Below are 12,465 nucleotides of genomic sequence, written 5' to 3'. Positions count from 1 at the left end.
AAGTTGCGTATCGGGATTGCCGGCGCCGGCAATGTCGGCCGCTCGGTCGCGCAGGAATTGCTCGACGCCGGGCACAAGGTCCTGCTGATCGAGCGGCAGCGGCGCAACTTCGAGCCGTACAAGGTGCCCGACGCGGACTGGCTGAACGCGGATGCCTGCGAGATGTCGGCGCTTCAGGAGGCCGGCGCGCAGACGTGCGACGTGGTGATCGCGGCGACCGGAGACGACAAGGCCAACCTGGTGGTCGGGCTGCTGGCCAAGTCCGAGTTCGGCGTGCCCCGCGTGGTGGCCCGCATCAACGACGTCCGCAACGAGTGGCTGTTCGGCCAGGCGTGGGGGATCGACGTGTCGGTCTCGACGCCGGGTGCGATGGTCGCGGGGATCGAGGGCGCCATCGACGTGGGGCACCTGGTCCGTCTGATGGGGCTGCAGGAAGGCCGCACCGCGCTGACGAAACTGACGCTGCCCGACGACAACCCGGCGGTCGGCAAGCAGGTGGGCGAGCTGGGCCTCCCCAAGAACACCGCACTGGTCACCGTGGTGCGCGGCGGGGACGTGATCGTTCCCCGTGACGACGAGGTGCTCGAGGGCGGTGACGAGATGCTCTTCGTCGCAGACAATGCCCGCGAGCGCGCCCTGTGGGCCGCCATCAACCGGGTCAAGCCGAAACCCCGGATGCCGATGCGCCCCGACGCGTGGTGAGATGCCCGGATGTCGGTTGCCCTGCTGCGTGAGATGTTCGAGCGGATGGTGGTCGCCAAGAACGGCGACCTGATCGAGCACTACTACCACCCCGACTTCGTGATGTCCTCCGATGGACTGACGCAAGGCTTCGCCGATTTTCGCGACAGTCACCGCAAGCTCTATGCCACGTCTATCGCCTATTCGGTCGAGTACGACGAGCAGGCCTGGGTGGAGGCGGGCGACCGGATCGCCGGCCGGTGCTGGATCACCACGTCACGCCCCGGTGAGGAGCCGACGCGGATCGAGGTGATCCTGATCGCCACCTACCGCGACGGGCGGATCCACCGGATCTGGGAGACCACCTGGCCGAGTTGGCGGGGCGTAGACGCGTTGGAAACGTATTGAAAGCCAGCCTGATTCACGGTTTCGGCAGGCGCTGCATCAGTTCCGCGGCGGCGTGTCGTCCGCTGAGCAGGGCGCCGTGGACCGTCGCAGGATTGTCGGCTCCCACCGCCTCACCGGCCAGGTAGAGGCGGTCGCCGATCGGTTCCTGCAGCCGGCGCCGGTCGTCGAGACCCGAACCTGGTGCGTGGAAGGAATACGATCCCAACGCCAGCGGGTCGGTGGTCCAGCTCGACGACCGTACCTCGACGACATCGCTGCCGAACAGCTGCCGGGCTACGGGCTGGGCACTGGCCACCAAATCGGTTGGGGGAGTGGACTCTACGGTGCGACCGCGGGACCCGGGGTTGAACGCCAGGACGATCGGCCCGGCCGCGGCGGGCAGGGTGAACCACTGGGCCCACATCCCTTTCCCGGAGCCGTCGCCGGAACTCAGATATTCGTAGAAGGCGTTTTCGGTGTCCCAGGCTCTTTTCTGAAAACGGAAGTAGCTCTTGGACAGCACACCGAAGCCCAGCGCGTTCACCGCATGCGTATGTCCTTCGGGCAGCGGCGGATCGAAGGTGATGCTCGCGGCCTTCAGCACGCCGAGCGGCACGGTGACGATGGCCGCGGGCCCCTCGAAGGTATGGTCGCCCGCCCGGACCTGTACTGAATTCTGTTGGTGTGAAATTGAGTTGACGGTGGTGTTCAGTGTGATCGGAAGTCGGTCGGCCAACAGCCGCGGGATGGCGTCGTAGCCGCTGGTGATCACCGACTGCGGCCCGTCGGTGAACTTGCCCGAGTCGAAGGTGGTGGCCGAAAGCTGGCCCGCATCGGCGGCGTATTCGTCCTCGATCTCGGTGGTGACGTAGAAGTCCAGTTCGGCGCGCTCGCGGCCGGTGAGATCGCCGGCCTCGGCGGCAATGGCCGCGCCCAGCGAACCGCCGGTCGCCTCGTCCCGGGCGTCGGACACCAACCGGCTCCAGGTCTTCGGGTTGAACGTCATCGGCTGCAGCCGCGGATCGATCACCAACTTGGTCGAGTCGTCGTAGTCCGTGGACACGACGTCGGCATGCACCCGCTGCGCTAACTCGGTCAACGGGTTGTTCGTGGTCCCGTGTATCCAGGACGCGCCCATCTCGAGCGGCACCCCCCAATCGCGGGTGGTGTGTACCCGCCCGCCGATCCGGTCCCGGGCTTCGAGCACCCGCACCGGCCAGCCCGCGTCGGCGAGGCTGCGCGCGGCCCCCAGACCGGCCATTCCGGCACCGATGATCAGGACAGATCTGGTGTCCGGGGGCGCGGGGGAGTTCGGCGCCGTCGACCGCTGGGCCGGCCGGGTGGGTGTCGCGCACCCACCGGCCAACAGGGTCGTGGCCGCTAAAAACCCTCGGCGGGATAACTCCGGCACGGTTTCGCCGTTATCTGATCGTGTTCTGGTTTGTGACGGACCGCACATTACGGTCAGGTAAAGTCGCGGGCAACTGGATGGCGGCAACGGAGCCGTGACCAAGGCGGGAGCGGTGATGAGTGCTCGGATGACTACCCGTGAAAGATCGGTCCGGCAGTTGCCGGCCGAGTTGCCCGAGAGTCGTAGCGTCAAGGTTCGCGCAGCTGACGGCACCGTTCTGCATGCCGAGGTGTTCGGCCCGCCCGAGGGTTATCCCATCGTCCTGACGCACGGTTTCGTATGCGCCATCCGGGCGTGGTCGCACCAGATCGCCGACCTGGCCGGCGACTACCGCGTGATCGCCTTCGACCACCGCGGCCACGGCCGCAGCTCCGTGCCCCGCCGCGGCGGATACAGCCTCAAGCACCTTGCCTCCGACCTGGACTGCGTGCTGGATGCGACGCTGGCCCCGCACGAGCGTGCGCTGATAGCCGGGCACTCGATGGGCGGCATGACGATCCAGGCGTGGTCGGAACGCTATCGCCACAAGGTCCGGCGCCGCGCCGACGCTGTCGCGCTGATCAACACGGCCAGTGGCGACCTGCTGGACAAGATCAAGCTGTTGTCCGTGCCGCGCGGGTTTTCGCCGGCGCGGGTCGTGGCCGGGCGGACGCTGATCAGCGCGGTCGGCGGTCTGCCGCTGCCCGGAGCGGTCCGGATTCCCAGCCGGTACCTGGTGTCGATGATGGCGGTCGGCGCCGGCGCCGACCCGGCGGTCGTCGAGCTCGTCTACGAACTCTTCGCGCAGACCTCACCGATGGGCCGCGGCGGTTGCGCACGGATGCTCATCGAAGAGATCGGCTCGCGACACCTCAACCTCGAAGGCCTGACCGTGCCGACGCTGGTCATCGGCAGCGAACACGACCGGTTGACGCCGATCAGCCAGGCCCGCAAGCTCGCGCGCACCGCCCCCAACGTCGTCGACCTGGTCGAGCTGCCGGGCGGGCACTGCTCCATGCTGGAACAGCCCGACGCGGTGAACCGGCAGTTGCGCGGCCTGGCCGAAGCGGCCGTCGAGCGCCAGGCCCGCGTCACGCTGATCAGCTCATAGCAGAGCGGCGACCTCGGCGGCGGCCCGCTGGCCGGACCTGACCGCACCGTCGAAGTATCCGGTCCACTCGTCGGCGGTCTCGGTGCCCGCCCAGTGAATCGGGCCGACCGGCTCGCGAAGCAACCTGCCGTACTTGGTCCATGACCCCGGCGGCACTGCCGCGGTAGGTCCGCCCGGTGCGAATTCTTCTGTGCCCCAACGAAAATCGGTGTAGTCGAGCGGGCTGAGCGCTTCCTCGCCGTACAGCGAGGCGAAGCAGCGCAGCGCGTCCCGGCGGCGCTGGTCGGCCGGCAGCGAGTCGAAGGCGCGCGGGTCGACGAAGCCCAGCAGGACGCCGGGACCGTCCGCCTGCGGGCTGACGTCGAAGGTGATGAACACCGGTCCGTTGTCCAGCAGGGCCTGGCCGGAGAAGCCCTTGGCCCGCCAGAACGGTGTCTCGTAGGCCGCGTAGGCCTTGGTGAGCCTGCCCTGCGGCCAGTTCCGGGCGAGTTCGGTGTACTCGGGCGGCAGCGGGGGGCTGAACTCGATGGCGGCGCGGTGGGCGGGCGGAATGGCGACGATGACGAATCCGGCCTCAGCCTGGCCCTGGTCACAGGTGACCGTCACGCCCGACCCGTGCCGCTCGATACGCCGGACAGGGGCGTCCAGCACGACGCGGTCGCCGAGTTCGGCCGCCGCCCGATCGGCGATCTGCTGAGTGCCCCCCGGTATCAGGTCTTGCTGGGCACCGTTCTCGGTGTCGAGCAGGCGGTTGAGTCCGCCGGCCGCACGCACATACCGGGCGGCGTGCAGCATCGACACGTCGTCAGGTTCGCAGCCCCAGGTCACCCGGGTCATGATCGCCATCAGATCCCGCGACGATGCGGTGGCGCGCACCATGCCCAGCCACTGTCCGAGCGAGACGCCGTCGAGCTGGCGGGCCCGCTTGGCATGCCAGGGCGCCGCAATCGGCACGGTGCGCGAGATGCGCTCGAACTGCCACTGCAACCGGCCGATGTCGAGCAGTCCGACCAGCGAGAGCCGGGGAATGGTGCCGCTGTAGGCGCGGGCGGCGCCACGCCAGTGGATCACGTTCTTGCCGTCGTGGTAGGTCGGAACGGTGGGCAGCCCGAGCTCGCTGATCAGCTTGAGCACCGCGTCCTGGGTGGGGCCGACGAAGGAGCCGCCCCGGTCGATCGGCAGGCCGGCGACGCTGCCGCTGAACGAGCGGCCGCCGACCCGGTCGCGGCCCTCGAGCACCAGCACGTCATGGCCCTGTTGCGTCAGTTCCCGAGCTGCGGCGAGTCCGGCGAGGCCGGCGCCCACCACGACGATGTCGACATTCCAGGGTGGGTTCGGCACGTGCTCCAGTGAACAGCATCGGCCGCCGGTTACGTAGGGTGGCGGGCGATGAAGGTCTTCACAGCTTTGTACGGTCTTGCGGACGCGGCCGAGCGGGCGCGCGAGCTGCGCGAGGCCGGGGCAAGCGGTGTGGCCACCTTCGAAGGCCCGCACGACGTGTTCGCGCCGTTGACGCTGGCCGCCACGGTGGGTGGTCTGGACCTGATGACCAATGTCGCGATTGCGTTTCCGCGCAACCCGATTCACCTGGCGCACCAGGCCAACGACCACCAGCTGCTCAGCGAGGGCCGCTTTCATCTGGGGCTGGGCACGCAGATCCGCCCGCAGATCGAGAAGCGGTTCGGCGCGCAGTTCGACCGCCCGGTGCAGCGGATGACGGAGCTGATCGCGGCGCTGCGCGCGATCTTCGAGACGTGGAACTCCGGTACGCGCTTGGACTTTCGCGGTGATTTCTATCGTCACACGCTGATGACGCCGACGTTCAATCCCGGCCCGAACCCGTACGGCCCGCCGCCGATCTACGTAGGAGCGCTGGGACCGCGGCTGACCCGGGCCACCGCCGAGCACGCCGACGGCCTGCTGGTGATGCCGTTCGGTTCGAAGCGTTTCCTGCACGGCAGCACCATGCCCGCCGTGCGGGCCGGGCTGGAGGCCAGTGGCCGGAGCGACTTCAGGATCATCCCCGAAGTCATCGTCTCTGGAGACTCGCCGGAGGCGGTGGCGGGTACCCGGCGGTTGCTGTCGTTCTACGGGTCGACCCCGGCGTATCGGCCGGTGCTGGCGGCGCACGGCTGGGAGGACCTGCAGCCCGAGCTCAACGCGATGTCCAAGCAGGGTCGTTGGCAGGAGATGGGCTCGCTGATCACCGACGAGATGATGCACACCATCGCCGCGTGCGGCACGCCGGCACAGATCGCCGCGCATATCCGCGACCGTCTCGACGGCGTCTCGGACACGGTGTTCCTGTATCAGGCTGCGCCCATCGGCCTGTCCACGCTGGCCGAGATCATCGACGAGTTAGGGCGCGACGGTTAGCCAGTCGGCGAACCCGGACGGGTCGTGCCGGCCCAGCGCGCCGTGCTCGTAGAGACCCCAGCCCTCGACCGGGTCGCCGTCTCCGTCCCGGCAGACCGCCCGTCCGACATGGTCGATGACGCCGAAGCCCGAGCGGGCGATGATGCCGGGGTCAGTCATGTCGTAGGTCAGCCGCTCGGCGAACTTCTCGCCCTTCCAGAGGCCGTGCGTCCAGTCCGAGTCGCCGCCGTAGCCGCCGCCGACATGGATCGGCACCGGCAGCTTGGACTCCACGTCGAAGTGGACCGGGGTGCCGTCGGGCGCGGTCGCGTCGATGGTGGCACCGGTCGGGATCCGGGTGCCGGAGCGGTAGTGGATCTTGACCCGCGGCCAGCCCAGCTGCTCGACGCGGCCGTCGCGCCAGACCCGGGTGCAGTCGTTGAGCGAGCGGAACCCGTTGGGCTCCTCCTGGATGATCAGCACGATCGCGAAGTCCTCGAACGCAATCGGCACGTAGAGCCACCACATGCCCTCGAACGGCGGGTCAGCGGGCCGGCCGGCCGGCTCCGGCTCGCCGATCGGGCGGATGCCCCAGGACCGGTCGCGGCTACCGATCCAGACGGCGGGGTCGACGGTGATGTCTTGGCCGTCGATGCTCAGCTGTCCGCTCCAGCTGCCGAGCTGGGCGAACCGCTGGGCGTTGAGCGTGACCCGGTTGCCCGACCGCAGGATGTGCGGCTGCTCCTGGACCACGTCGAACAGCCCCTCCCAGGTGAGATCGGCTGCGATGCCTTCGGTTTCGTCCAGCACGATGCGCAGTTTGTGCAGTGGCTCGACGACTTCGATGCGGTAGCCGTTGACATGCTGGTTCAGCCGGTCCTGGTCGATGGCATCCGAAAGGTGCACCGCCGTCTGGGTTTCCCCGCGCCGGACGAGCAGGAACGCGTCCTTGACGCCCAGGTTCGGGTAGTAGCCGATACCCGTGATGACGAAGATGTCTCCGGTGCGGTCGTGGGCGTTGAAGTAGGAGCGGTCGTAGAAGTTGCGGTCGGACGAGCCGGGCCAGGCGATCGGCTGGGGAATCTGGTGTACCGGATACTCGTCTAGTGGGCCGAGTGATTGCGGCATTATTGCTCCTCTCCGATAAGACGTCTCATCAATCCGGCGTGATAGAAGAGCGTCTCCACGTCATCTGGTTTCTCCACTTCACCGAAGTGCACGCGCCGGGCGCCGGTGCGCATGAACACGCACGCCCACATGACACCGGAGTACACGTAGAACCAGTTCAGGTCGCTGAGTTCGACGCCGGTGAGTTGCTGATAGGTGGCCCGCACGTCCTCCTCGCGCATCACGCCGGGCAGGCCGGGCAGTGTCGCCAGCCCGGCGAGTTCCTGAAAGACCTTGTGCGCGAATATCATCCACGCCACGTCGAGTTCCCGGGGGCCGAGTGTCACCATCTCCCAGTCCAGTACCGCCACCGGCTGGAAATCCTGGTACAGTACGTTTCCCACTCGGGCGTCGCCCCAGTTGAGCACGGGCCGGCGCGCATCGGCGTCGGCCGGCCAATTGTCTTGCAGCCATTGGAAGGTGCGCTCCACCAAGGGGGACCGGCCGATGTCGGGGACCGCGAAGTCATACCACGATCTGACCCAGCCGAAGTGCTTGCGCAGCGCGGTTTCGCCGGTGAGATCCTCGGTCAGGAAGCCGAACGTGTTCTCGGCGTTGGGAATCGAATGCAGGGCGGCCAGCACGTTGACCGAGGCGTCTTGGAGCTTGCGCTGTTGTTCGGCGGGTGCGTCGGCGAACCAGTTGCCGCCGAACGTATATGGCATGACGTCGGGAGGTACCACGCCCTCGACGTAGTCCATCAGGAAGAACGGGGCTCCCAGCACGTCCCCGGTGTTCTCGATCCAGCGCACCCGGGGTACCGGTACGTCGGTCAGTTCGCCGACCTGCCGGATCACCTCGAACTGGTGGTCCAGTCGGTACGTCGGGAAGACGGGGACGTCCTGCGCGGTGGGCGCGACCCGGGCGACCAGTTTCTGTTCGTTGCCGTCCCAGCGTGCGGTCAGAATGAGAGTCTCGGACGACATGCCCGTCGAGTCCACGCCGCTTTCCACGGTCACCTCGGGCTTTACCGGCAGCTTCGTCGCCAACCATTCAGACATCAGGGCCGGGACGGTGGCGGTATCGCGGCTCGAGCGTTGCATGCGGCCCACATCTTCGAGAGCCGGTTCATTGGCCACGGGTACTTCCTTTGCGGGGTAATTACGATACGGTAGGTAGCGTTATGAAAGCAGACCCGTCCACCCTTGACAAGATCCCCGGCGCCGGGCGGCCGCGGGATCCACGCATTGACTCTGCCATCCTGGCGGCGACGGCGGAACTGCTTGTCAATATCGGCTATTCGAATCTGAGTCTGGCCGCGGTGGCGGAGCGGGCCGGAACGACGAAGTCGGCGCTGTACCGCAGGTGGTCGAGCAAGGCGGAATTGGTGCACGAGGCGGCCTTCCCGGTGGCGCCGACGGCGTTGGTTGCCCCGGCCGGCGATTTCGCCGCCGACATCCGGATGATGATCGAGGCCACCCGTGATGTGTTCACCACCCCGGTGGTGCGGGCTGCGCTGCCTGGTCTGGTGGCCGACATGACCGCCGATGCCGAGCTGAACGCGCGGGTGATGTCTCGTTTCGCCGGGCTGTTCGCCGCGGTGCGGATACGGCTACGCGAGGCAATCGAGCGCGGCGAGGCGCATCCCGACGTCGATCCGGACCGGCTGATCGAATTGATCGGAGGAGCCACCATGCTGCGGATGATGCTGTACCCCGACCAGAAGCTGGACGACGCCTGGGTGGAGCAGACCGCGGCCATCGTCGTGCACGGGGTGACCCGTTGACCGCCATCGTCACCGGTGCCAGTCGCGGTCTCGGGCGGGCGATCGCGCTCGCGCTGGCGGCCGACGGCGAGGCCGTGGCCGTCGTCGGGCGCACCGAGGCCGTCTGGGATGAGCGGTTGCCCGGGACCATCGGCGAGACCGTCGCCGACATCGAGGCGGCCGGCGGCCGGGCGGTTGCGATCCGGGCCGACCTGACCGAACATGACGACATCGTCCGGCTGGTCGACGAAGCGCGAGATGCTCTGGGACCCATCAACATTCTGATCAACAATGCCGCGTTCACCGCGCCGGGACGGCCGGGTGGCACGCCGCGGGCCAAGAAGGTTCCAGCGGACAAGGCCCGGTACCCGGGTTTCGTGAGCGTCCCATTGGCCGCCTACCGCCGGCATTTCGAGATCTCGGTGTTCGCCGCGTACGAATTGATGCAGCTGGTCAGCCCGGACATGATCAGTGCCGGGGGCGGTTCGATCGTCAACATCACCTCTATCGCATCGCGGCTGGGCGGGGGTCTGCCCGGATACGGTGGTTCCAAGGCGGCGCTGGAACACCTCACCGGTTGTGCCGCACTGGATCTCGTTGACCACAACATCGCGGTCAACGCACTGGCGCCGTCCAAGCCGATCATGACTCCCGGCCTGTCCTACTACGCCCACGGTTTCGACGACGAGAGCACCGCCGAGGAATTCGCGCAGGCGGCACTGCAACTCGCGCGGGTGAGCCCCAGCGTCGTGACCGGCCGCACGATAGGGCATCTGGAAGTGCTCGACGGGAGCTTCGCGCCGTTCATGGTGTAAGCGTTCAGGCGGCATGGTGGTAGGCGAGTCGGACGCCGATCGCGTCTTCGATCTCACTGACATCGAAGCGCTGGTATATCGGTGGCGCGACGGATCGGTACCGCGCGTCGGTGGGGGTGATGTATTCGGTGGTGTGTACACCGTTGTCGTCGTGCGCGGTGACGCGCCAGCCGGGTGATTCTTTGACGTAGTTGCAGCGTTCGCACAGGCCTTGGCCGTTGGTGGCGGTGGTGGGCCCGCCGTGGTGGGCGGGGGTGATGTGGTCGCGGTGGCGGATGGGGGCGTCGCAGTAGGGGGTGCGGCAGGTTTGGTCGCGCAGGTTGATGAATTCGGCCAGACCGCGGGGGAAGGTGCGGGCGCGTGATTCCATGGCAACCAGGGCGCCGGTGGTGGGGCTGGCGTAGAGGCGGCGCAGGGTGGCCAGGGAGTTCTTCTCGGCTAGCGCGGCGGTGAGCCATCGGCGGGCGACCTCGGCGGGGATGGGCCCGTAGCCCTCGAGCAGGGCGGGATCGGTGTCCCCGCCCAGGAGGGCCCGGTCGGAGATGACCACATTGAGGGCGATGGGGGCCGGGGTGGTGGCGGGGGTGGCGGTGATGCGCTCAATCAGAGTGTCGGCCATGACCTGGCCGCGACTGCGTCCGTCGAAGGTGGTGTCGGCGGCGCGGCGTAGTGCGGCGTAGACCCCGACGCCCTGGGCCACGGGCAGCAGGGCGCTGACCCAGGTCATGGTGTCCGGCGCCGGGCGGATGGTGACGGTGCGGTCGTGCACGGCCCGGGCGGCGCGATCGACGACGGCGCGCGCGTTCAGGCGGTAGGCGATCTTTCGGGCGGCGGCGGTGATCCGCTTGTCGCCCAGGCCCACCAGCGTGTCCATCTCGGCGCACAGTTCGCGGTCCAGCGTGCGGCGGTCCTCGACGTCCAGGCAGGCTGATTCCCGCACGATCAGGGTGGCCCGCCATTCGCTGAGCGCGCCGTGTTCCAACGCGGCCAGGGTGTGGGGCATCTCGTGCACCAAAGCTGTGGCGAACCCCAGGTGCCGGCCCCCGCGGGCCGGGGAATCGCGCCGGGCCAGGGCGACCTCGCTGGCCACCCCGCGGCCCCGCTTGGCCGCCGGCACTGCCGCGGCCGATTCCGCGGCACGCCGGACCGCATCCAGGGCGGCCGCCGCCCGCGCCTGCCCCGCGGCCGCGGCGGATTTCACCTGCTCCAACTCGGTGATGCGCGCGACCAGTTCGGCTTCGGTGGCACCCGGGTCCACCTGCGAGAACCGCAGCATATCGAACACATGTTCGAGCATACCTGAACCCGGGGACACGCGCCCGCGACTGGACCCGGGCAGCCCCGCGCCACTAGCCTTCGGCTATGGGGCGCAAGCCGCCAGGAAGCTGCCGCTGATGTTCGACAAGCCCACCACCCGGGTGGTGGCTCTGGTCGCTCTGCTGATGCTGGTCGCTGCCGCGCTGCGTGGGTATCTCCCGGCGCATCAAGGACGCCGCATTGCCGAGGAGGGGCCCAGCAAGACGGCGCTGATGTTTCTCGTCGCCGCCATCGCGGCCACGCTGGCGTTGCTGGCGTTCTCGATCATCGCCAGACTGCGCGACCCGCGCACGGCGGCGCCCAGTGCCGGTGCATTGCCCGACATGCTGGGCGGCGGTAGTGCCCGGCCGAGCTGGCGCGTGGTGCTGATCGCGCTGGGAGTGATCGCGGCCTGGCTCTTGGTCGCGATACTGATATCTCGGTTGTTCACCCCGCCCCAGATCGGTCTCGATGCGCCGCAACCAGATTCGGGTGCCACTCCGTCGGGCGCCGGACGCGCCCCGCAACCCAAACAGCCTGCGCGGCCAAGAGACAGCCCGGACATGTTGGGGTCGCTGCTGGCATTCGTGCCGGTGCTGCTGATGCTGTTCGTCGGCGGCTTCATCGTGTCGCGCCGGCGCCGGCCCACGGCGACAACAGGATTGGCAACCGATGTTCCCGCCGAATTGCCGTCGCCGGAGGTCGCTTCGGAGTCATTGGTGCGTGCCGCCGAAGTCGGGCTGGCCGAAATGGCGGACCTCAGCCGCGAACCGCGTGAGGCGATCATCGCCTGCTACGCGGCGATGGAACGTGAGCTCGCCAACGTCCCGGGAGCGGTGCCCCAGGAATTCGACACCCCCACCGAGGTGCTCGCCCGCGCTGTCGAACAGCGTGCGCTGCGAGCCGAAAACGCCGTCCAGCTGGTGAATCTTTTCGAAGAGGCGCGGTTCAGCCCGCACGTGATGGACGAAGAGCACCGCGAGACGGCGGTCCGCGTACTTGAACTGGTTCTGGACGAGATCGCTCCGCGATCCGGCAGGGCCGCATGAAAAGACTGATAGCACTTGGCATCTGCCTTATCGTGGGCATCGAGTTGCTGGGCCTGATATTGCAGGACCGCCGATACGTTCTGGTCGGCGCCGGCGTGGCCCTGGCCTTGGTGTTGCTCAACGTCCGCCGAGTGCTGGGCCATCCCAGTGAACCGGAAGCCGAAGCGGAGTCCGACGATCTCGGCGACTCGCTGCGTCGCTGGTTGTCGAACACCGAGACGATGATCCGGTGGTCGGATTCCAGCCGCAAGGACTGGGATCGTCACTTGCGCCCGATGCTGGCCCGCCGCTTCGAGCTCACCACCGGTCAACGACAGTCGAAGGATCCGGCGGCGTTTCGTGCGACCGGTGAAATGCTGTTCGGCCCAGACCTGTGGGAATGGGTTAATCCGAACAACGTCCGGCACGCCGATGGCGGCCAACCGGGACCGGGCCGCGCGGCGCTGGAGGAGATTCTGCGAAGGTTGGAGAAGGTATGACGATGGAGCACAGATGACGACCCCGGCGGC

Annotated in this window: 13 protein-coding genes; 8 read left to right on the top strand and 5 right to left on the bottom strand. The window is 68.0% G+C overall.

Going from position 1 to position 12,465, the window contains the following annotated elements:
* Positions 1-3 precede the first annotated feature (3 nt).
* Both ACNQS7_RS12450 and ACNQS7_RS12445 read left to right on the top strand, forming a co-directional pair.
* Complete coding sequence (locus ACNQS7_RS12450) at positions 4-702, top strand: potassium channel family protein (RefSeq protein ID WP_418015969.1); 699 nt, start codon at positions 4-6, stop codon at positions 700-702.
* 9 nt (positions 703-711) lie between these two features.
* A complete protein-coding gene (locus tag ACNQS7_RS12445) occupies positions 712-1,089 on the top strand; it encodes a nuclear transport factor 2 family protein (RefSeq protein ID WP_418012779.1) in 378 nt (125 codons plus the stop codon).
* A gap of 13 nt (positions 1,090-1,102) precedes the next feature.
* Here ACNQS7_RS12445 and ACNQS7_RS12440 read toward each other — a convergent pair whose 3' ends face one another.
* Positions 1,103-2,479: a flavin monoamine oxidase family protein gene (locus ACNQS7_RS12440; RefSeq protein WP_418012778.1), complete on the bottom strand. Its 1,377-nt coding sequence runs from the start codon at positions 2,477-2,479 to the stop codon at positions 1,103-1,105.
* 115 nt (positions 2,480-2,594) lie between these two features.
* Here ACNQS7_RS12440 and ACNQS7_RS12435 point away from each other — a divergent pair, with 115 nt between their 5' ends.
* Positions 2,595-3,569, top strand: a complete 975-nt coding sequence (locus tag ACNQS7_RS12435; RefSeq protein WP_418012777.1) for an alpha/beta fold hydrolase — start codon at positions 2,595-2,597, stop codon at positions 3,567-3,569.
* On the opposite strand, the gene ACNQS7_RS12430 is transcribed toward ACNQS7_RS12435, so the two are convergent.
* Entirely contained in the window at positions 3,564-4,910 is a 1,347-nt protein-coding gene (locus ACNQS7_RS12430) for a flavin monoamine oxidase family protein (RefSeq protein WP_418012776.1), read from the bottom strand. The genes ACNQS7_RS12435 and ACNQS7_RS12430 overlap by 6 nt on opposite strands.
* A 48-nt stretch (positions 4,911-4,958) precedes the next feature.
* Between ACNQS7_RS12430 and ACNQS7_RS12425 the strand changes: the two genes are divergently transcribed.
* Positions 4,959-5,945 (top strand): TIGR03617 family F420-dependent LLM class oxidoreductase, encoded by a 987-nt coding sequence (locus ACNQS7_RS12425; protein ID WP_418012775.1) that lies wholly within the window; start codon positions 4,959-4,961, stop codon positions 5,943-5,945.
* Here ACNQS7_RS12425 and ACNQS7_RS12420 read toward each other — a convergent pair.
* Both ACNQS7_RS12420 and ACNQS7_RS12415 read right to left on the bottom strand, forming a co-directional pair.
* Positions 5,928-7,052: a hypothetical protein gene (locus ACNQS7_RS12420; protein WP_418012774.1), complete on the bottom strand. Its 1,125-nt coding sequence runs from the start codon at positions 7,050-7,052 to the stop codon at positions 5,928-5,930. The genes ACNQS7_RS12425 and ACNQS7_RS12420 overlap by 18 nt on opposite strands.
* Positions 7,052-8,170, bottom strand: a complete 1,119-nt coding sequence (locus tag ACNQS7_RS12415) for a phosphotransferase family protein (RefSeq protein WP_418012773.1) — start codon at positions 8,168-8,170, stop codon at positions 7,052-7,054. Before ACNQS7_RS12415 ends, ACNQS7_RS12420 begins: the two co-directional genes overlap by 1 nt.
* A 44-nt stretch (positions 8,171-8,214) precedes the next feature.
* On the opposite strand from ACNQS7_RS12415, the gene ACNQS7_RS12410 reads away from it, so the two are divergent.
* On the top strand, positions 8,215-8,817 hold the full coding sequence (locus ACNQS7_RS12410) for a TetR/AcrR family transcriptional regulator (protein WP_310784624.1): 603 nt from the start codon (positions 8,215-8,217) through the stop codon (positions 8,815-8,817).
* The gene (locus ACNQS7_RS12405) at positions 8,814-9,611 is read left to right on the top strand and encodes an SDR family NAD(P)-dependent oxidoreductase (protein ID WP_418012772.1); all 798 of its coding nucleotides are present in this window, start codon (positions 8,814-8,816) and stop codon (positions 9,609-9,611) included. The genes ACNQS7_RS12410 and ACNQS7_RS12405 overlap by 4 nt, the downstream gene beginning before the upstream one ends.
* A 4-nt stretch (positions 9,612-9,615) precedes the next feature.
* Here the strand turns inward: ACNQS7_RS12405 and ACNQS7_RS12400 are convergent, their stop codons facing one another.
* Positions 9,616-10,887: a DUF222 domain-containing protein gene (locus tag ACNQS7_RS12400; RefSeq protein WP_418015968.1), complete on the bottom strand. Its 1,272-nt coding sequence runs from the start codon at positions 10,885-10,887 to the stop codon at positions 9,616-9,618.
* Between the two features lie 118 nt (positions 10,888-11,005).
* Between ACNQS7_RS12400 and ACNQS7_RS12395 the strand changes: the two genes are divergently transcribed.
* The gene (locus ACNQS7_RS12395; RefSeq protein ID WP_418012771.1) at positions 11,006-11,956 is read left to right on the top strand and encodes a DUF4129 domain-containing protein; all 951 of its coding nucleotides are present in this window, start codon (positions 11,006-11,008) and stop codon (positions 11,954-11,956) included.
* Positions 11,953-12,435 carry a hypothetical protein gene (locus ACNQS7_RS12390; protein ID WP_418012770.1) on the top strand — a complete coding sequence of 161 codons (483 nt, stop codon included), beginning with the start codon at positions 11,953-11,955 and terminating at the stop codon, positions 12,433-12,435. The genes ACNQS7_RS12395 and ACNQS7_RS12390 overlap by 4 nt, the downstream gene beginning before the upstream one ends.
* The last annotated feature ends 30 nt before the right edge of the window (positions 12,436-12,465 follow it).

It is taken from the genome of Mycobacterium sp. 23 (genome assembly GCF_048287075.1).
GTDB lineage: Bacteria > Actinomycetota > Actinomycetes > Mycobacteriales > Mycobacteriaceae > Mycobacterium > Mycobacterium gordonae_B.
This window is presented reverse-complemented; position numbering and strand designations above follow the sequence as displayed.

Bases quoted from the DNA above. Each gene is read 5' to 3' on its own strand.
- ACNQS7_RS12445 (WP_418012779.1), top strand. From the start codon at position 712: ATGTCGGTTGCCCTGCTGCGTGAGATGTTCGAGCGGATGGTGGTCGCC.
- ACNQS7_RS12435 (WP_418012777.1), top strand. From the start codon at position 2,595: ATGAGTGCTCGGATGACTACCCGTGAAAGATCGGTCCGGCAGTTGCCG.
- ACNQS7_RS12425 (WP_418012775.1), top strand. From the start codon at position 4,959: ATGAAGGTCTTCACAGCTTTGTACGGTCTTGCGGACGCGGCCGAGCGG.
- ACNQS7_RS12420 (WP_418012774.1), bottom strand. From the start codon at position 7,052: ATGCCGCAATCACTCGGCCCACTAGACGAGTATCCGGTACACCAGATT.
- ACNQS7_RS12410 (WP_310784624.1), top strand. From the start codon at position 8,215: ATGAAAGCAGACCCGTCCACCCTTGACAAGATCCCCGGCGCCGGGCGG.
- ACNQS7_RS12400 (WP_418015968.1), bottom strand. From the start codon at position 10,887: ATGCTGCGGTTCTCGCAGGTGGACCCGGGTGCCACCGAAGCCGAACTG.
- ACNQS7_RS12395 (WP_418012771.1), top strand. From the start codon at position 11,006: ATGTTCGACAAGCCCACCACCCGGGTGGTGGCTCTGGTCGCTCTGCTG.
- ACNQS7_RS12390 (WP_418012770.1), top strand. From the start codon at position 11,953: ATGAAAAGACTGATAGCACTTGGCATCTGCCTTATCGTGGGCATCGAG.